19 protein-coding genes are annotated in these 18,703 nt (G+C 35.7%); 3 read left to right on the top strand and 16 right to left on the bottom strand.

The window, feature by feature from the left end:
* Positions 1-35 precede the first annotated feature (35 nt).
* From M1D60_RS09675 to M1D60_RS09665, 3 genes are all read right to left on the bottom strand, one after another.
* On the bottom strand, positions 36-677 hold the full coding sequence (locus M1D60_RS09675) for a hypothetical protein (protein WP_456278952.1): 642 nt from the start codon (positions 675-677) through the stop codon (positions 36-38).
* Positions 678-688: 11 nt separating this feature from the next.
* Complete coding sequence (locus M1D60_RS09670) at positions 689-934, bottom strand: hypothetical protein (protein ID WP_456278951.1); 246 nt, start codon at positions 932-934, stop codon at positions 689-691.
* Between the two features lie 75 nt (positions 935-1,009).
* Positions 1,010-1,474: a DinB family protein gene (locus M1D60_RS09665; RefSeq protein ID WP_456278950.1), complete on the bottom strand. Its 465-nt coding sequence runs from the start codon at positions 1,472-1,474 to the stop codon at positions 1,010-1,012.
* Positions 1,475-1,920: 446 nt separating this feature from the next.
* Here M1D60_RS09665 and M1D60_RS09660 point away from each other — a divergent pair, with 446 nt between their 5' ends.
* Positions 1,921-2,175, top strand: coding sequence for a hypothetical protein (locus tag M1D60_RS09660; protein ID WP_456278949.1), 255 nt, complete (start codon positions 1,921-1,923; stop codon positions 2,173-2,175).
* Positions 2,176-2,290: 115 nt separating this feature from the next.
* Here M1D60_RS09660 and M1D60_RS09655 read toward each other — a convergent pair whose 3' ends face one another.
* The 4 genes from M1D60_RS09655 to M1D60_RS09640 all read right to left on the bottom strand — a co-directional run bounded on the left by M1D60_RS09655 (position 2,291) and on the right by M1D60_RS09640 (position 5,415).
* Positions 2,291-2,548, bottom strand: coding sequence for a hypothetical protein (locus tag M1D60_RS09655; protein WP_456278948.1), 258 nt, complete (start codon positions 2,546-2,548; stop codon positions 2,291-2,293).
* Positions 2,549-2,694: 146 nt separating this feature from the next.
* A complete protein-coding gene (locus M1D60_RS09650; protein ID WP_456278947.1) occupies positions 2,695-3,570 on the bottom strand; it encodes an alpha/beta fold hydrolase in 876 nt (291 codons plus the stop codon).
* A gap of 130 nt (positions 3,571-3,700) precedes the next feature.
* Complete coding sequence (locus tag M1D60_RS09645; RefSeq protein ID WP_456278946.1) at positions 3,701-4,438, bottom strand: HAD family hydrolase; 738 nt, start codon at positions 4,436-4,438, stop codon at positions 3,701-3,703.
* Positions 4,439-4,620: 182 nt separating this feature from the next.
* Positions 4,621-5,415, bottom strand: a complete 795-nt coding sequence (locus tag M1D60_RS09640) for a fumarylacetoacetate hydrolase family protein (protein WP_456278945.1) — start codon at positions 5,413-5,415, stop codon at positions 4,621-4,623.
* A 448-nt stretch (positions 5,416-5,863) separates the two neighbouring features.
* Between M1D60_RS09640 and M1D60_RS09635 the strand changes: the two genes are divergently transcribed.
* Both M1D60_RS09635 and M1D60_RS09630 read left to right on the top strand, forming a co-directional pair.
* Positions 5,864-6,175, top strand: a complete 312-nt coding sequence (locus tag M1D60_RS09635) for a YrhK family protein (RefSeq protein ID WP_456278944.1) — start codon at positions 5,864-5,866, stop codon at positions 6,173-6,175.
* A gap of 196 nt (positions 6,176-6,371) precedes the next feature.
* Complete coding sequence (locus tag M1D60_RS09630) at positions 6,372-7,022, top strand: YesL family protein (protein ID WP_456278943.1); 651 nt, start codon at positions 6,372-6,374, stop codon at positions 7,020-7,022.
* Positions 7,023-7,581: 559 nt separating this feature from the next.
* Here M1D60_RS09630 and M1D60_RS09625 read toward each other — a convergent pair.
* The 9 genes from M1D60_RS09625 to xylA all read right to left on the bottom strand — a co-directional run bounded on the left by M1D60_RS09625 (position 7,582) and on the right by xylA (position 18,641).
* The gene (locus M1D60_RS09625; RefSeq protein WP_456278942.1) at positions 7,582-8,100 is read right to left on the bottom strand and encodes an NUDIX hydrolase; all 519 of its coding nucleotides are present in this window, start codon (positions 8,098-8,100) and stop codon (positions 7,582-7,584) included.
* A gap of 273 nt (positions 8,101-8,373) precedes the next feature.
* Entirely contained in the window at positions 8,374-9,231 is an 858-nt protein-coding gene (locus tag M1D60_RS09620) for a carbohydrate ABC transporter permease (protein ID WP_456278941.1), read from the bottom strand.
* Positions 9,212-10,090: a carbohydrate ABC transporter permease gene (locus tag M1D60_RS09615; protein ID WP_456278940.1), complete on the bottom strand. Its 879-nt coding sequence runs from the start codon at positions 10,088-10,090 to the stop codon at positions 9,212-9,214. Before M1D60_RS09615 ends, M1D60_RS09620 begins: the two co-directional genes overlap by 20 nt.
* Before the next feature lie 416 nt (positions 10,091-10,506).
* A complete protein-coding gene (locus M1D60_RS09610; protein ID WP_456279401.1) occupies positions 10,507-11,856 on the bottom strand; it encodes an extracellular solute-binding protein in 1,350 nt (449 codons plus the stop codon).
* A gap of 109 nt (positions 11,857-11,965) precedes the next feature.
* Positions 11,966-12,727, bottom strand: coding sequence for a response regulator transcription factor (locus tag M1D60_RS09605; RefSeq protein WP_456278939.1), 762 nt, complete (start codon positions 12,725-12,727; stop codon positions 11,966-11,968).
* Positions 12,720-14,447: a sensor histidine kinase gene (locus M1D60_RS09600; protein ID WP_456278938.1), complete on the bottom strand. Its 1,728-nt coding sequence runs from the start codon at positions 14,445-14,447 to the stop codon at positions 12,720-12,722. The genes M1D60_RS09605 and M1D60_RS09600 overlap by 8 nt, the downstream gene beginning before the upstream one ends.
* Before the next feature lie 239 nt (positions 14,448-14,686).
* Positions 14,687-15,718 (bottom strand): aldose epimerase family protein, encoded by a 1,032-nt coding sequence (locus M1D60_RS09595; protein ID WP_456278937.1) that lies wholly within the window; start codon positions 15,716-15,718, stop codon positions 14,687-14,689.
* A 25-nt stretch (positions 15,719-15,743) separates the two neighbouring features.
* A complete protein-coding gene (gene xylB, locus M1D60_RS09590) occupies positions 15,744-17,246 on the bottom strand; it encodes a xylulokinase (RefSeq protein WP_456278936.1) in 1,503 nt (500 codons plus the stop codon).
* Between the two features lie 72 nt (positions 17,247-17,318).
* A complete protein-coding gene (gene xylA / locus M1D60_RS09585; RefSeq protein ID WP_456278935.1) occupies positions 17,319-18,641 on the bottom strand; it encodes a xylose isomerase in 1,323 nt (440 codons plus the stop codon).
* Positions 18,642-18,703 lie beyond the last annotated feature (62 nt).

Genomic DNA, 18,703 nt, shown 5'->3' with positions numbered 1-18,703 from the left:
GATCAACGCAATCGTAATTCGAGAAAAATATACTGTTAAAACTCTTTTCCCCATTCATCATCTAAAATTACACCATTCTCAGCAATATACTCTAAGATAACTAAACCATGTTGTAATCCACCTTCGCTTTTTATAAATGATATGAGCTCATTAAGAAGTATTTCGTCTTCGTCGCTTCTGTTTCGGGGAACACTAATACGTATGGTAGGTGTAATGTCGAACTCTTTGTAACTTTTAGGATTAACAGGGTCAATCCCCAATTCCTGGCCAATTTTATCATTGATATAGACTAACAAATTAGCTGTTTCACCAAAATTTTCTATAATAAATGGACGTAATTCAGTTTCTATATCATCCCTCCATTTATCAGCATTGTAAGTGTCGACCATTTGTTGTGTTTCGTCATCATAATAAACTAAAAATGTTGTATTAGTTTTGTGATCCCTAACCTTCGCCGCATATTCAAATTCAAAGTTTCCCATATTGTCATACACAGTATCATATACCTCAAATTGATCAGTAAATGCATCTTCTAAATACTGCTCAGCTTGAGCCTTTACCTTTTCTTCTTCATCATGATCAGGCTTCATTTCTATAACAAAGGAAATGACAAGTATTCCAATCCCTAACAAGATCACACCCAATACACCAAGTGTAATTTTCAGATATTTATTCAATACATCTCCTCCTACATCGTATAGTAATCTATTAACAGTCCTGAAATTATTATAATACCAAATAGAAAGTTTACCTTTTTATCATTTACGCCTATTTTTTCTAACAAATATATTGGGAGTCCTACTGAAGCTAAGTATTGTATACTGTTCAGAAGGTAATTTTCTTTGAAGATTATTATATTTGGGTAATATTGATAAATTCCTGAAACTAATCCAAAAATGAAAAGCATCATTGGTATTCTTAATTTCCACTGCATTTTCTTACCTCCCTGGTAACAACTAGTGTAAATATTTAAGTTCGAAGATTGCTGTCATTTCAGTCTTTGAACATGTTATTCAAACATTGAGATCTTCGGGTCTTGATCATAACAGTGGACCAACATTGCGTGTAATTGCCCTCTATGATGATAAATATGTGATAAGATCTGTAACAACCATTCATACCTTGTGTAAGTGACTCCCCAATAAGAAGTAGTTTGAAATAGAAGGTCTGCATCCGATAAATTCATATAATTTGTTTTAAGAGATTCAAAGTTAGTAAGCAAGCCAACCTTAATTGTATCTAGGCTTTTATATGATATAGTTGAATAAAATTTTTCCATCTCTTCTTGGGTTGCCTCTTTAGAAATTCTCCAGTCGGCTTCACAAATCACCGCAATATGTTCCAATAACTCACCGACAGAATGCTTGCTACCTGTTGGTCTTTTTTGTAAATCGCCTTCATCTAATGTATCTATTATTTTGATGACTGTTTTGATTGCAACTTCGATTTGGTACAAAACGCTACTACAATTCATTAGTACACCTGCTCCCATTATTCAATAAGCGAAGGAATTACTCTTTTTAAATGACTGTTTTCGTATACTTTGTTGCTTTTTTAACAAAAAATAAATTTATACTGGGTCCGTTGATTTCCGCTGCAGGCACTCGCTTTCCGCGGGGAGGGACGTGAGCCTCCTCGGCTTCGCCTGCGGGGTCTCACGCTTCCCTCTATCTCCCGCAGGAGTCGAGTACCTTCCGCTCCAATCAACTAAATGTTTTAACAAAGCTATTCAAATAAAACCATCTTTTTAAAAGAGCCTTTTAAATTAATGCGTCTCATAAAATGAACGACTTATTAAGTCCATATAATAACCAATAATTCGAATCTTATTTTAAAAACGCACTAAGACAACTATAGCCTATACACATTCGCCCCTTTTTGCATAGTTTAATACTGTATAGAAAAGGAGGTGGGTTTCCATTGCCTAAGTATAGAAAAAAACCAATTATCGTTGAAGCTGTGAAACTTAAAAGATCTCTAACACTTGAGACATCGAATGGTACAATGAAGGGGCTCCCAGGGGATTATCTAATCACAGATAAGAACGGAGAACAGTACCTTTGTGATCGAGATCAATTTGAGGTTGAATATGAGCTTGTAAAAGGAAAAATTCAGATCAAAGAATTTGTTCAAAAATCGTTTAGGTTACTAAAAACTAAAATGTACAAAACTTAAATTTCTTATAAGAGGAAAAATTAAAGCAATATGTAACTTTCTCCATATTGCTTTTTGTTACATAAAATCATAAAATCTTAATTTGTTAATCCTAATTAGAACAATTAGCTTTTGATCATTTCTCAGATACCGGCATATATTTTGTAAAATAAGCACCTAAAATCAACAAAATAACAGTAATAGTCCAATTTAATAACCCTATAAAATTAAACCAATACGCGAGAAGATTTATTAGTCCAATTAGATAAAAACAAATTGACGTTAAGGCACTTTTTACCCCTGTTATACCTGCCTTCTTTCTCTTTTTAAGCAAAATAGATAAGGAAAAGATAAATGAAATGATTAATATAATTGATAATATAATCGGTACCATTTTCATTCACTCCTTTTTAGAAATCGATACAACCCACTCTATTTCTATATACGGTTTGCAACTTATTTAAGTTTCATATTAATGACATTAAACTTCCGTATAAAACACCGTACCGTGAGAATTAACAAAAACCCTACATCCGAACATTAAATAGATTCTATGAATCTTTTTACCTCTATACCTGCAATTTTAGGTTGTTGCATCCATACATAGGCATGGACGGAGTCTTTAATATGGGAAATCTCGTATTTATGTAAATGAGAAGTAAAGGCGGCCAAAGATTTTTTAATTGTTTCGTTTTGCCACTCCTCCGAACTTGGAAGGAATAAAATAGGACATGTTACCCTTTTATAGTAATCTTCAAACCTTAGCTCCCAATACTTTTGTATATATTCTATTCGAACGTGATTTCTATAATGGCTTGTATAAAAGCCTTCAGCTGATTCTTCTATACAACTGTCTATGAATCTTGAAAAGTATTCATTATAAAAGCCTTGTTTCTTAAATGATTGGACTAGTTCTTCAACATAATCTGGTCTACTTTCATGCATAGGCATGACTCTCTTCTTTAGTTCGATATTCTGTCTATTCTTTTCAATAATGATTTCCTCTTTACTTCCATTAAATAATCCAAGTGGTCCAAACTCATTGCATAGAGCTCCTTCACATATAATTGAGCTGACTAAGTCTGGGTGAGATGCTGCTATACTTAGAGCTACTTCCGCCCCCATCGAACTTCCAACAATATGACATTTCGAGACCTTTAACTCTCTTAGTAGTAAAACGATATCATGAGCCATATCATCTATATGATAGCCTGTTGGAGGTTTATCTGACTCTCCATGTCCACGAAAATCTGGTGCGATGATATTATATTCGTTTTCAAAGAGAGGAAAGACACCATTCCACATATGTAAAGTTCCACCACTAAAGTGCAGAAATAAGATAGTTTGATTGTGCTTGTTAAGTTCGTGCTTGACGTTAATGTTCATTGAGTTTTCCAATGATATTCTTTGTATCATGGTTTTACCTCCAAAAGATGGTTAACTGCCTTTAAAACGTTATATATATTATATCATCAAAGGATAGGGATATTTTTACATTTAATACAAAAATGACCCAAAACCTTTTAAGTTTTGAGTCACAATATCCCTAATCAAAAGTAACAGAATTTGACTTAGGGTCAATTTGATAAATTACGTCTTTTCTCTCGACGATAATACGTATCTTGTTTCTTAAATCTTCCTGATCGGTTATCGCTGCTAATAATTCTTTAGCAGGATTAATTGCAACAGGATTCCCAACATATTTGAACATAGTTAAATCACCGTTTGTATCACCATACGCATAACTTTGGTCTAAGTCGATATTATGCTTTTCCGCCATCTCAATGATGGTCTTCTCTTTATTCACAGAATCCCACATCGGTTGAACCTTACCATTAAAAAACCCTTGCTCATCAATATGATAAGTCGACCCACGATAATCAGTAGCATGATACTTTTCAGCCATTTTAGATACGAGAAAATCAGGACTCCCGGAAATGAAGATTACTTTGTCGCCATTTTCCAAATGCCATTTAATTTGCTTTCTAGTGTACTTATACACTCGATCCGCTTTTAGGCGAATCACCTGCTTTGCTATAAACTCAATATCTTCCTTTGATACATTGGTTAAATGTTCAACGTAAATTTTACTAACATCGAGAAGGTACACATCATAATTACCTTGACGCTTATCCCAATCCTGAAAAGTATGTTTCACTTGTTCATGCCAAACAGATGGCGATATAATTTCATACTTAATCATTCTCTTGAAATGTTCAATAAGTAATGAGTCCCGATAAAACGTACCATCGATGTCAAAAAAAGCTGCTTTATTTTTGGTCATAGTTGTCTCCTTATTAAGTAGGTGAATCTTTTATTATTATCTACTATTTTAATAAATGATGAAAGGTTAGTCGAATTTGAAAGCTTATACAGAAAAAAGAGAGCACTTACATGCTCTCCCTACAAGTCATTTTATTATAACTATAACAATCCTTTACAAGTTATTGTTACAATGGCCTAGGCCTACTTAACGTAATTACGAAGCTTACCGATTTTCTCTACTTCTACGACTACAGTGTCGCCTGATTTCATTGGACAGCTTCCTGAAGGTGAACCAGTTGCGAGAATATCTCCCGGCTCCAGGGTCATAACCTTTGAAATCCAGCTAATTAGAAAAGGTATCGAAAATGACATCTCATTCGTATTACCATCTTGAACGACTTTTCCGTTTAACTTGGTGACAATTCGTAGATTCGTCGGATCGATTCCCGTTACAATATAGGGACCTAATGGACCAAACGTATCGAAGCCTTTTCCTCTTGTAAACTGCGGATCTGTTTTAGTAAGGTCTCTTGCTGTTACATCATTAAAAATTGTACAGCCAAACACATAATCTAAGGCATCTTCTTCTTTTATATTTTTTCCTCGTTTTCCAATGACAAGTGCAACTTCTCCCTCTAATTCTACCTGATTTGTTAAATCAGTAGATGGAAGAATAATCTCACCCTCATCTGGAATCATTGAGGATGCTGGCTTAAGGAACAGAAATGGTTCACGTAGATGGGCTTCTCCACCAGTCTCTATCGCGTGTGCAGCATAAGTCCAACCAAAGTTTACAATTTTTGAAGGAACAACTGGCTCCAAAATCTTTACTTCATTATATTTAAGCCTTACGCCATCATATTTTAACTCATTTTTAACAATTTCGGAAAAATCGCTGGCAAGCTGGATAATTTCATCATTCTCAACTAATCCATAATACACTTTTTCGTCTTTTTGATATCGAACTATTGTTTTCACTTGTTGTAATGTTTTCATAAAACATGAACTCCCTTACATACTTGATAAATGTACTTACTTCAACTACTATTCGTTCTTTTCTCTTTTTTTAATCCATCTTAATTCTACGCGTGTGAATTAATTTCTTCAAATAGTGTTTTTTGGTAACGCTATCTACAATTGAAAGTAACGGTTCATTATAACATCTTTATATTCCATCATGTTTACAATTGTTATAAAAGCTCTCCTAAATACACAAATATTACTTTCATTATATCGTATGGTTTTTTTAAAAGGTTGTTTTGTGCATAAAAATTATGAAAACCAATTTTACCATAGTCATTACATTTAATCTTCAAATGCTTAATCATAATAACAAGGTTAGCCTACTTTACGATGTGATAGGAAATTCATTCTATTAATTCACATGAAAAGAATAATAGTTTTAAAACCACACAAAAGGGAAAATTAAGAGTAGAAATACCGAATGGGTGAAAAAATGTTAAAGAAGCTAAAAAACAGAACCACATTAGATGAACAAACTATTCAAATTCAATTAAGAAAAAAGAAAATGATCATAAAAAATCGTTATCAATTATTCTACTACCTAAATAATATATTCCAAGGCCTACTATATATGGTTGGAAGTATCCTATTTTTAATTAAAATAAACAGAGTAATCGCTATATCTTTTTTTCTAGCCGGAAGTATCCTAATGGTTACCCGGTCGGTCATTCATATCATTAGAGATATACATTTAATGAGGTTAGGTAATGAAGATAACTACAATAGTGAATAGGAAAATCACATTTGACGGACGAATCTGGCTATCGATAGGGTAGATGGAACATAGTTTTATATTTAATCCTTAGTATTGTCTTCTTAACCTACATTTCTACATAGCATATATCCAGCTTCAAGATTATTTCTATGTCCCTTACAACCATATAAAGCTATAATAGAAGTAGTGTTAATCCTAAGGAGTTGTCCTAAACTTGAATTACGTTACTGTTTTTATATACAGAGTTTGTGAATGGATTATGAGGTTAGCGTATGTCAATTTGCTATGGATTTCCTTTTCTGTATTAGGTCTCGTTGCTCTTGGAACTTTTCCTTCCACGATTGCCATGTTCACAGTCGTTCGACAATGGATTAAGGGTGAGATCGATATCAAAATCTTTCCGGCATTTTGGAACTCTTACAAGAATGACTGGGTAAAAGCAAATATCATTGGTGCTATTTTAGTAAGCGTAGGCCTGGTCATCTATATAGAAAGCAAAATCATCTTTTCAAGTACAGAACCGCTCGTACAATTTAGCAAATATCCATTTTTATTGCTGGTGGGCGTCTTTTTGTTCCTAGTTCTATATATTTTGCCTACTTATGTACACTATCAAATTACCATTGTTCAATTGTTCAAAAACTCTCTACTTCTATTTCTAGTAAACCCTTTTTATAATATCGTCATGGCACTTGGGCTAGTGTTGCTGTATTCTATTTTCCGAATCATCCCACCATTAGCATTTTTCTTTGCCGGTAGTGCATCCGCATATGTCATCATGTGGGCTTGCTATCAAGCATTTAATCATGTTGATAAAAAGAAAGAGCAGCAACAAACGAAAAAAGAAGAAGAACATTCTGACTAGAAGGTTCCTTCTGCTATTGTAAGACCTTTATATGCAGTCTAAACAACTAAAGAGTTTCACACAATAAAGTCAAAAAGCTAAACCAAATGTCCGCGTAGACTCTCATGCGGACCCTGAGTCCTCTATATCAGCGATTTCTAGTCGTTTTGAACTTGTTGCGGACTCACAGTCCTCTATTTAGAGCAATTATAGTGAAAATTACGCGCATTTGAGCAAATAGAGGACACTGGGTCCACTTTGTCGGCATTTTCACCAATTTCACTTGAATTAGAGGACTGAGGGTCCGCACCAGATTATAGAGGACCCTCAGTCCTAATTTCATAGTATACATAGTACGAGCATTAACGATACAAAAGCACACAAAAAGAGCTCGAGGAATAAATCGCTAAGGCTCTTGTTTTTATTTGCTTTGGTTGGTTATGCCATTAAAGCTATCCTTTTGATAAAGTGCAATTCTTCATAATAAATTTTGCTGCTGACTAAACTAACATTTATTTGCTTTAGTTAAAGTTTCCTATTCCACACCCTCTCCCTTTAGTTTTTGGGGAGTCATTCTCTTTTACCTTTGAATAGTTCCACGCTTGTCCCGGCAATCAAATAGTAAGTGAATAAGGCTTTCATAGTAAGGAAGAAATTCTTCGTTTTTGATCATCGACAAAATTTCTTCCTTGCTTGCCCATTTTACGTTTTGAACCTCTTCATACTGTAACGTAAGCATATGTAATTGCACGTCTTCTTGGATTAAATAAAAGTCATCAAATCCATTCTCAAAATTAATCGTTAAGTGCGGTCGTAAATGCTGGAAGTCTAGTTTTAATCCAATCTCTTCATACAGTTCTCTTTGAGCTGCTAATTGACTTGTATCCCCAGCAATGGCACTTCCTCCTGCCGTGAGATCCCACAGGTTAGGCCAACCTTCTTTGAAGGATTGCCTTTGTTGAATGAGCATTTCCCCTTTTGAATTAAAAATACATACATGAATAACTAAATGAAAATCTCCAGGTTCAAGCTCTTTTCCACGAACCCATGTACGATCCGTTTTGCTTCGATTTATATCATACACATCCCATAATTCCATAAATCTACCTCTACCTTCATTAGACATTTCTCTCTTTATTAAGATTAATACACACTTACATTCTAATTTCATTATTTTTTAGTATATTTTACCATATAATGCATAAAATCATGGAGTTTCTTAGAAACTGACTAAAAACAAATAGCACCATAACTCACAAGATGACAATATCCTTGTCTAGATGTGAGTTATGGTGCTATTTCAGTTGCTAAAAGATATGACATTTCCAATGTTGCTTCACTGAAACAACATTTATTACATTTGGGCTATTTCTTAACCTTTCACAGACCCAGCCGCAATTCCTTCCACAATCTTATTGCTAAAAAATAAGAAAGCTAGAAGGATTGGTAAAATACTGATTACAAGCGTTGCCCCAATTGCTCCCCAATCTGTCATATACTGACCGATGAAGTTTTGGATTCCGACCGTTAACGTTTTGTAATTATCATCACTAATGAAAGTATTAATAAACACAAATTCATTCCAGTTATAGATCATATTAATAATGACGGTGGTTGAGATTACCGGCATCGTGATTGGTAAAGTAATCTGGAAAAAGAGTCGGTGTACCGAGCATCCATCCATAATAGCCGCTTCTTCAATCTCACGAGGAATCGTGTAGTAAAACCCGAGCAAAATCATGATCGTGAGCGGTAAGTTAAAGGCAACATACGATAGAATAACCGCTAGAGGGTGATCGATTAAGTCTACTCGTAAGAAAAAGTCGAACAACGGAATTAATGTAGAGTGAACGGGAATCATTAGTCCTACCATAAATAACCCAAGGACCAATTTATTTAATTTCCAGTTCATTCTAGTAATCGCAAATGTTACTAAACTTGCAACAATTACGGTAAGGGCAACAGAAGTAACGGTAATCCATACACTATTGAAGAAATACACGCCAATATTCCCCTGAGTCCAAACAGTCGCATAGTTTTCCCATTTCGGATCTGACGGTAATGAAAATGGTGAGTCATTGAATATTTCCGAATTATCTTTAAGGGAGAAAAATACAAGCCAAACTAATGGATAGATTTGAAAAAAAGCAAAGATGCCTAATATTGTATACAGAATTGCATATCCTAGTTTATTCACTGAATTCCCCTCCTTAGTATTGAATTTCTTCATCTGTCGCTGTAAGTTTGCGAATCAACCATGTCACCACTAAACAGATTAGTAGTAAGAAGAAACCGATTGCACTACCATATCCGAAATCATAGGTTACGAAGGCTTTGTCATACATATACGATGCAATTACTTCACTAGCACCATCAGGGCCTCCACCGGTCATTACATAAATGAGATCGAAGTATTTTAGTGAACCAACAATGGCTAAAACAATCGTTACTTTTATCACTCCAGCAATTAATGGCAGCTTAATCTTATAGGCAATTTGTAAAGGAGACGCTCCATCAATTCTTGCTGCCTCCACTATTGAATCTGGGATATTCTTTAAAGCAGCATAATAAATAATGATATAAAACCCAGCATATTGCCAAATGATGGGTACAAAAATAGCGAATAGAACATACTTTGGCTCGGCTAACCATGCTGGTGGGTTGTCGACTCCCACTGCCATTAAAAAGCTATTTAACATACCGTTTGAAGGATGATAGATTTTTAACCAAAGCTGGGCGATTGCTACTGATGATAATAGCATCGGAATTAAGTAGATTTTTCGAAACGTATTGGCACCTTTAATTTTCGTTGCCAGAACGAGAGAAATAGCCAAGTAACCGATTAAACTTACTCCTGAGAAGAGTGCTAATAGAAACGAGTGCAGGGCACTACTCCAAAAATCTCCATCTTGTATGAGCTTAATATAGTTATCCAAGCCAATAAATGACATCTCACCGATTCCATCCCACTTCATAAGTCCATAATATCCAGTTAAGATGATAGGGATATAGATTAATACCATGATTAACAGTAGCGCGGGGAGTACATACATAGTAATGATGAGTTTATTAGACATGACTTTGTTCATTCTTTCATCCCCTTAAAAATAAATAGTTATCAGTTCAGTGCACTTGTTTATTTTTGACTGATCCCTAAGAAATCTTAATTTCCCACGAATCAGCCAAAAAGAAAGGCTTTGTTAAACATTGTTGTTGATTTTCGTTACAGGACACTCGCTTTCCACGGGGCGTGCGGTGAGCCTCCTCGGCTGCGCCTGTGGGGTCTCACCTGTCACGCTGCTCCCGTAGGAGTCTCGCGTCCTTCCACTACAATCAACTCTGCTATAAATCAACTCTCTACTTTAACAGATTCAAAAGAAAAAAAGCATTTGCTATTTGCTTAGCCCTTGCTGGATGTTAGAGCTCTTTACTAGCAAATTATAGATTACTAGAAAAGGACATATCGGAAGATCAAGATATGTCCTTTTTAGTAAAAGTTTAAATCTTATTCCTCTGCAGCTAGAGCTTCTTCATGTTTTTTCGCAAACTCTTCTGGAGAAATTTGTCCTCCAAATAAAGATTGGATCATATTTAAGTGCTCTTGTGCTACTGCTGGGCTCATTTGAACATCTGCATATAATGTGATATTGCTTGCGTTACTTAATTCATCTAATACTTCAATATACATTTCTGGTAAATCGATTGAAGACGTATCAACCTTTGTTGCTGGGATTACACCCGCATCTGTAACGGAGACTTCTCCCCATTTTTCTACAAAGAACTTAACGAAATCTTTCGACTCATCTTTTACCTCAGAGTTTTCTGATACAAATAGACCTACACCAGGACCACCTACAAAACTATCAATATCGCCTTTTCCACCTTCAACTGTTGGGAACTTGAAGAAACCGATTGAATCTCTGAATTCTTGTGGAACATCTTCATTTGTTGTATAGTTTGGAAGCTCCCAAGTACCCATAAGATACATTGCTGCTTGGTTGTTCATGAATGGACCTTTCGCCTCTTCATTTCCAAGTCCGTTATATCCTTTTACAAATGCATTCATATCCACTAAGTTTTGAATTTCTTCAGCAGCTTGAACTAAAGCTGGATCTTCAAATGTGCCTGAGCGGTTAATCGCGTTCGTTAATGTTTCAGGACCTCCGAAACGGTCAGCTAAATACATGTACCACATAGAACCAGTCCAAGGTTCTTTATTTCCGACTGTAATTGGCGTAACACCTGCATCTGCTAATGTCTTCACTACATTCTTAAATTCTTCATATGTTTCTGGTACTTCTAAATTATGTTCAGCAAAAATTGCTTTGTTGTAATATATAGGTGCAATGTTTAACTCTAACGGTAATCCGTATGTCTTACCATCCACTGCATAAGCTTCTGTTGTACCTGAGATGAATGAATCTGATAAACCATCTCCTAATACATCATCTAATTCCGCAAACTTGTTACCGCTTACATATGGCTCCAAGAAGCCTGCAGCCCAAGTCAATCCAACATCCGGTAACTTATTGGAAGAAGCTAGTATTTTAATTTTTTCTTTATATTGATCATTTGAAAGAACTTCCTCTTCGATGTTTACATTTGGATTTGCGTCCTCATACTCTGCAATAATGTTTTGTACAATCATGTTATGTTGCTTGGAGCTACCTGCTGGCCATAAGTGCATAAAGTTAACTGTAACTTGCTCTTCTGACTCAGAATCTGAATTTGAGTTTGAGTTTGAGTTTGAATTATCATTTCCACTGCTTTCCTGTGATCCTGAGCATCCTGCTAATACAAGTGCAAAAACTATTGAAAGAATCGCACTAAGTGTAAACGCTTTCTTCTTTAGCATCATCTTACCCCCTGTTTTTTTCCATATTGATTAGTACAACTTAATAGTATCACCACAGGGTTTTCCTAGTAAGGTAACATTGATTAGTTAAAATTCCATAATTTTTAGATTACTTCCTTTTATACCTACTTGGTGTCACATTTTCGTACTCCTTAAAGATTTTGATAAAATACTTTGGTGTATTATATCCCACTTTTTCTGCAATTTCGTTTACCGATAAATTCGTGGTTAACAATAGGTTTTTCGCTTTTTGAATTCTACTTCGTGTGATGTATTCGCTGAATGTCATATTCGTCTGCTCTTTAAATAAGACACTAAAGTAGCTCGGGTTTAAATGTACATGTCCAGCAACTTCCTTTAGATTAATGGGATTAGAAAGATTGGAATCTACGTATTTAATCGCTTTTTCAATTGGGCCATCAATTTGCTCATCCTCTTTTATATGGATGAGTTGATCATCTACTACCTTTTCAATGATGCTTACTCTAATTCGTTTATCTTCTATTTCTAAGGCCTTTTCAACCACATCAATCAACTTTTGTTTATTAATAGGTTTTAGCAAATAATGGACTACTCCTAGCTCAATTGCTTCCTGAGCATATTTAAAATCTGAGTGAGCTGAAATAACAATGACTACTGGAAGCTGCCCTTTACTCCTAACTTCTTTTAACATTTCCAGTCCTGTCATTTCTGGCATATCAATATCTGTTATAAGCAAGTGAATCTTTTTGGTATGAAACAATTCAATGGCTGAGGCCGCATTTGGCGCTATTAATATCTCCTTATTAGAATTTGCCCAGCCTTCCAGTGTTTTCTTTAATCCTTGTAGTGTTATGGACTCATCATCAACAACCAGTATGTTTTTACGCATGATCCATACCTCCATCTAATGGAATTTCAAACGTACAACTTGTGCCTTTATTGACTTCACTTTCAATCTTCAAACCTTCTTGATTTTCCTTATAATAAAGCTTTAGTCTCTTATTCACATTTTTGATGGCAATACCATTACCCTTTATCTGAGCGTAATCGTGGTCTTCAAACTGTCCGTATAACCCTTTTATTGTTTGAAGATCCATTCCTTTTCCATTATCAATCACCTTAAAAAGAAGCTTGTTCTTCTCTTCAATTTTTTCAACGACCACCTTAATAAATCCATTACCGATTTTATTGTTCACCCCGTGAATAATTGCATTTTCTACTAAAGGTTGTATCAATAGTTTCGGTATTTTAACATTCTCAAATCGCTCGTCTATTTCAATGGTCCAGGTAATATGATCAAATCTAAATTTCATTACCTTCATGAACTTTTCAATATGATCCAATTCTTGCTTCAAGGTCACCCATTCACCATTAGAATTGTGATCTATCGTATAACGAAATAGCTCCGACATCGAGATGATTAACTCCGCTAATTTTTCATCACCTTGTTCTTCTAAATGCCAATAAATAGCATTTAACGTATTAAAGAGGAAATGAGGATTAATTTGGGATTGTAGCGCCTTTAATTCTGTCCGGCTTCGAAGTAGCTCCTTTTCGAAAACCACTTGAATTAAATGATTGATTTCTTCCGCCATTTCGTTATACGTTTTGTTGAGTTCTTTAATCTCAAATGTTTGAGAGGACTCGACATTGAAGGATAATTCTCCCTTTCTTCTTTTCTTCATTGTATTGGTTAATTTAAAGAGGGGCCTAGTGATCATCGTAGAAATAATATAAGACAAGACTAGGAAGAAGAAGAAACCAAAAACTCCTGAGATATAAGTGGCCGTTCGTAAGACTGAGACACCTTCCATTAATTCGTCGAATGGCATTAACATAACTAGTGTCCAGTCCGTTAAACTAGATTGCTGTTTAACGACCATATAATCATTTTCATTTAGACTAACCCTCGTATCTTCATGGCTTAAAATTCCATCTATATCTCCGTTGTAATTGGATGCAATGATCTGATCGTTATTTCCAACTAGAATCATATAATCACTTGAATGTTTAAGCTGAAAATAATCAGGGTTTATTTCGATGAGTAAGTAGCCACCAATCGAGAAATCTCGATCAATTAGGTTTACACTTTTTATGGCCAGGAAATTATAAGGATAACTTGAATCTCTTCCGACCCAAACAAGCCCTCCATTCGCCTTTTGGGCACTGTAAATCCAGTCATGCTCTAAGCGTGTTGATAAACGAATATCATCAAGGGGAACAAGCTTATCAAAGTCACTTGAATAAAGGTCAACAGAAGCAATACCAGTTGAATAGATTTGTATTCTATTAATTTTATCCACTAGTGACTGACGGTCAGAAAAGGTAGGCTCTGTACCTGACTGTTCAGCTATTAGCATGGACTGAACATTGGAATTTGTGGCAACTTGGATGCTTAGATTATTAATCTGTTGATAGAGAGAATCCATTCTACCAATCGCTTCAACCGCTGTTTGCTGCATTTGTTCTTCTGCATTATTTGTGATCAGCTTTAAAACAATGGTATACGTAATCATGCCGACGAAGGCTAACACGATGATCATGGCAAATAGATAGATAAATAGTATTTTGTTTCGTAGTGTGTTATATCTCCTAAGCCATGATTTCATCGTGTTTCATCCTCTCAAACAATAGCAGTTTATTAATCTAAAAAGTTGGTTAAGGAAATCCCTTAACTGTTTGTAATTAATGGATTGGTTTGTAGATTTGAAGATTATCACTTCAATGTAAACGCTTAATATTTTGCAAATCCTACAAGACGGGGAAAAATGTATCACATAGAATATTCGATGTGAATCATAACTCCCCTTCTTTTTAATTCTTAGATAGGACTCTTCTTACTGCAGCCTTAGCTTAGTTGGAAGGAGTATTTTGTCTTTGTTTTGTATTTTTCATTTGCTTCTATGATAAAAGAAGGAATCATATTTGGTGGCTTTTGCGTTTCGAGACATACACCTAAATAGTTTTCCGATTGTCTTCCTCGGATCGAAAATTCATTTCCTAATGAATTGGCTGTGTAGAGTACAACGGAAGGCTCATCTGTTTCTATTACGAGCTTCCTTCCACTTGTTCGATCTACCAACTCAATTTCTTTGTCATGATTGGTACTTAACAAAAATGGATGATCATACCCTCCACCAACCATCACCGTTTGGGCATCATTTGAGTCTACTCCTCTTTTAAAAGAAGAAGGTTGTCTAAAATCAAATACAGTTCCTTCTACTGGTACCTCAACACCCGTTGGAATCAAAGTCGAATCAAGCTCTAAATAACTACCGCTTTTTAACGTCAGTTCATGATCTAGTATGTTTGTCTTTAAATTGCCACTTAAGTTGAAATACGTATGATTAGTTAGATTCACGATCGTCTTTTGATCAGAGACGGCTTCATACGAAATAAGTAATTCATTGTCTTGATTAATCGTATACGTAACCGTAACGTTGAGGTTTCCTGGGAACCCTGCTTCACCATCTGGACTTAAGTAAGCGAAGATTATTTTTACATTGTCTTCAGTTGTTTCAACCGAAGAACTCCAAATCACCTTATCTAACCCGTTCGGGCCACCGTGAAGATTATGCTCTCCATTATTTTTAGAAAGAGAATAGGTAACACCATCTAATTCAAAGGAAGCCCCTTCAATTCGACCCGAGTTTCGACCAACGATACAACCAAAATGTGGCGATTGACTCACATATTTTTCAATCGTGTCATAACCGAGTACAATTTCTTCAAGGTTCCCCGCGTGGTCTGGTACTTTTATACTTGTAATGACGCATCCATACTCTATACAAGTAAGTTCTAACCCATTCTCGGTTGTAACTGTATAGGATTTTACATCTTTCCCGTTTAATGAACCGAAGATCTTTTCTATCACTTTCATGTTCCCTACATCTACCTCTCTTGCATTAATTATTTCTAAATCTCTTCAAGCCAGTATTTAGCTCTATTGTTTGAGAGTAAACCATTTTATATAAATGATAAAGCTCATTATATTTTTCAACATTTTCTTTAATAGGTTCAAACGTTTGATCATAGCTTACAAATTCACTTGCACAATCTTCAAGTGATTGGTACCAACCCACCCCGTATGCAGCGATCATGGCAGCCCCCATTGCTGCCCCTTGCTCATTAGTTAGCTTCACAATTTTAGCATTAAATACATCTGCTTGAATTTGAAGCCATGTATCATTTTTGGCTCCACCCCCAATGGAAATAATCGTATCAATCGTTTTGCCACTCTCACGGAAAATATCAATCGATTCTCGTAAAGAAAACGTAATCCCTTCTATAACGGCACGTGCAAAATCAATCCGTTTATGAGAAGCATCCATTCCAATAAAGCTTCCCCTAATAGTGGCATCCGCATGTGGAGTTCTTTCTCCTACTAAATAAGGCGTGAATAACAGCCCATTTGCACCGATCGGGACATTGGCTAAATCTTTCAACAAAGCTGTAAACTCTTCTCCACGAGCAAATGTATCTCTAAACCAGCTTAAGCTATGTCCAGCTGATAATGTCACACCCATCGTGTAAAAAGCATTTTCTTTACTATGATTAAAATAGTGAACCTTTCCTGCAAAATCACGGTCTTTCGTTTCCTCATATGAAAGAACGACACCAGATGTACCAATACTACAAAGTGTTTTTCCTTCTGATAATATAGAAGATCCAATCGCTCCACAAGCATTATCTGCCCCACCTGCAAACACTTTTGTCGTGGTTTTCAAGCCAGTTTGTGCAGCAAACGCTTCTGTAATCGAACCGACACAAGCCGTTGACTCAACTAATGGTGGACAAAGATCTTTATTAATACCCACTAACTCACAAATCTCCTGGCTCCATTCTTTCTCTGCAATATTCAAGAGCAATGTACCCGCCGCATCTGAATACTCCATATGAATCTCATCTGTCATTTTAAAACGCAAGTAATCTTTTGGGAGCATAAACGTTGTTGCTTTTTCTAACGTTTCAGATTCATATTGTTTCACCCATAGTAGCTTCGGTAAAGTGAATCCTTCAAGAGCAGGATTTTTCGTGATTTGTAAAAGCTTTTCCTCACCTACAAGTTCATAGATCTGCCTGCATTGCTCCGTCGTTCTTGTATCGTTCCATAGAATAGCATGACGTAAAACCTGTTGATTTTCATCTAACAACACTAAACCATGCATTTGTCCTGAAAAACTAATTCCTTCAATAGAGCTTACATCTCCTGCAAACCTTTCAACAAGCTCTTTTAAAGCAGCTGTCGTTTTTTCAATCCATTCATTTGGATCCTGCTCACTATATCCGTCTTTTTCCTGGATTAATGGATATTCCTTTGAAACTTCATCTATTATTTCACCGCTTTGATTGACTAGCAACACTTTTACAGCGCTTGTTCCTAGGTCCACACCAATGACATATTTCATCTCTCTCACCCTTTTAAAATTTTCTAGGAAAAAATGCTGGATTACATTATGTAGTCCAGCATTGATTGTTTGTTATCCGCGATATGCATCTAGTAAGTATTGATTTAAGATCATTTTCAAGTTTTCTTGTCTTCCTGACTTGTTCGTAATGCCATCAAGACCAAGGGCATATTGTTCTAGCTTTTTGAAATCTGTATTTCCTTCCACGATTTCAAGTCCAATCCCTTCTGTATAGCTCTTATAGCGATCTGCTACAAAATCATCTAACACTTTATCATCAATTAGCTTTTGAGCTACCTTCGTTCCGACTGCAAAGCTATCCATTCCAGCAATGTGCGCTAGGAATAAATCTTCTGGATCAAATGAACCTCTTCGAACCTTTGCATCAAAGTTTAGACCACCTGAACCAAGGCCACCATTTTTAATAATTTCATACATTGCTAATGTAGTAGAATATAAGTCTGTTGGGAATTCATCTGTATCCCATCCTAGTAATGTATCACCTTGGTTTGCATCAACTGAGCCAAGCATTCCATTAATACGTGCTACACGTAGCTCATGCTCAAATGTGTGACCAGCTAGCGTTGCGTGATTTGCTTCTATATTAAACTTAAACGTATCTTTTAGACCATAAGTTTGTAAGAAAGCTAGACCAGTAGCTACATCAAAATCATATTGATGCTTTGTTGGCTCTTTTGGCTTTGGTTCAATTAAAAACTGACCTGTAAAACCAATTTCATTCGCATAGTCCTTTGCCATATGAAAAAATCGAGCTAAGTTATCTAATTCAAGCTTCATGTCCGTATTTAATAATGTTTCATACCCTTCACGGCCACCCCAGAATACATAGTTTTCTGCACCAAGCTCTTTTCCAATTTCTAATCCCTTTTTCACCTTAGCAGCTGCGTATGCAAACACATCCGCATTCGGAGATGTTGCCGCACCACTCAACCAGCGAGGGTGTGAGAACATGTTCGCTGTATTCCATAGAAGCTTTGTTTTACTAGTCTTTAAGTAATCCTTAATCATCACAACAATTTCATCTAAGTTCTTGAAAGTCTCCTGTAGTGATTCTGATTCTGGTGCTACATCAAAGTCATGGAAACAGAAGAAAGGAACATTCAACTTTTCGAAAAATTCAAAGGAAGCTTCTACACGAGCTTTTGCTAAGTCCATTCCTGAAAACTTATCATACGGTCTTACCATCGTGCCTTGACCAAATGGATCTGTTCCTTCACCTGTGAACGTATGCCAGTAGGATACAGCAAAACGCATAAACTCTTCCATGGACTGACCATTGATTTGTTCTTCTGGATTGTAATATTTAAATGCATATGGATTGTTTGAATTTGGACCTTCGTATTTAATTTGATTCACATTTTCAAAGAAACTCATTTAACATTCCTCCAATTAGTATATATGAAATCGTTTACATCTGTACAATTGGATTATAACAA

This window comes from Bacillus sp. AK128, from assembly GCF_053903075.1.
Note: the sequence above shows the minus strand (reverse complement) of the source record. Positions and strands in the feature narration are given on the sequence as shown.

Excerpts from the sequence above, each read along its gene's own strand:
- M1D60_RS09615 (WP_456278940.1), bottom strand. The coding sequence starts at position 10,090 with ATGAACAAAGTCATGTCTAATAAACTCATCATTACTATGTATGTACTC.
- M1D60_RS09670 (WP_456278951.1), bottom strand. The coding sequence starts at position 934 with ATGCAGTGGAAATTAAGAATACCAATGATGCTTTTCATTTTTGGATTA.
- M1D60_RS09595 (WP_456278937.1), bottom strand. The coding sequence starts at position 15,718 with ATGAAAGTGATAGAAAAGATCTTCGGTTCATTAAACGGGAAAGATGTA.
- M1D60_RS09625 (WP_456278942.1), bottom strand. The coding sequence starts at position 8,100 with ATGGAATTATGGGATGTGTATGATATAAATCGAAGCAAAACGGATCGT.
- M1D60_RS09655 (WP_456278948.1), bottom strand. The coding sequence starts at position 2,548 with ATGGTACCGATTATATTATCAATTATATTAATCATTTCATTTATCTTT.
- M1D60_RS09650 (WP_456278947.1), bottom strand. The coding sequence starts at position 3,570 with ATGATACAAAGAATATCATTGGAAAACTCAATGAACATTAACGTCAAG.
- xylB (WP_456278936.1), bottom strand. The coding sequence starts at position 17,246 with ATGAAATATGTCATTGGTGTGGACCTAGGAACAAGCGCTGTAAAAGTG.
- xylA (WP_456278935.1), bottom strand. The coding sequence starts at position 18,641 with ATGAGTTTCTTTGAAAATGTGAATCAAATTAAATACGAAGGTCCAAAT.
- M1D60_RS09620 (WP_456278941.1), bottom strand. The coding sequence starts at position 9,231 with ATGAAGAAATTCAATACTAAGGAGGGGAATTCAGTGAATAAACTAGGA.
- M1D60_RS09605 (WP_456278939.1), bottom strand. The coding sequence starts at position 12,727 with ATGCGTAAAAACATACTGGTTGTTGATGATGAGTCCATAACACTACAA.
- M1D60_RS09610 (WP_456279401.1), bottom strand. The coding sequence starts at position 11,856 with ATGCTAAAGAAGAAAGCGTTTACACTTAGTGCGATTCTTTCAATAGTT.
- M1D60_RS09640 (WP_456278945.1), bottom strand. The coding sequence starts at position 5,415 with ATGAAAACATTACAACAAGTGAAAACAATAGTTCGATATCAAAAAGAC.
- M1D60_RS09645 (WP_456278946.1), bottom strand. The coding sequence starts at position 4,438 with ATGACCAAAAATAAAGCAGCTTTTTTTGACATCGATGGTACGTTTTAT.
- M1D60_RS09635 (WP_456278944.1), top strand. The coding sequence starts at position 5,864 with ATGGGTGAAAAAATGTTAAAGAAGCTAAAAAACAGAACCACATTAGAT.
- M1D60_RS09665 (WP_456278950.1), bottom strand. The coding sequence starts at position 1,474 with ATGAATTGTAGTAGCGTTTTGTACCAAATCGAAGTTGCAATCAAAACA.
- M1D60_RS09600 (WP_456278938.1), bottom strand. The coding sequence starts at position 14,447 with ATGAAATCATGGCTTAGGAGATATAACACACTACGAAACAAAATACTA.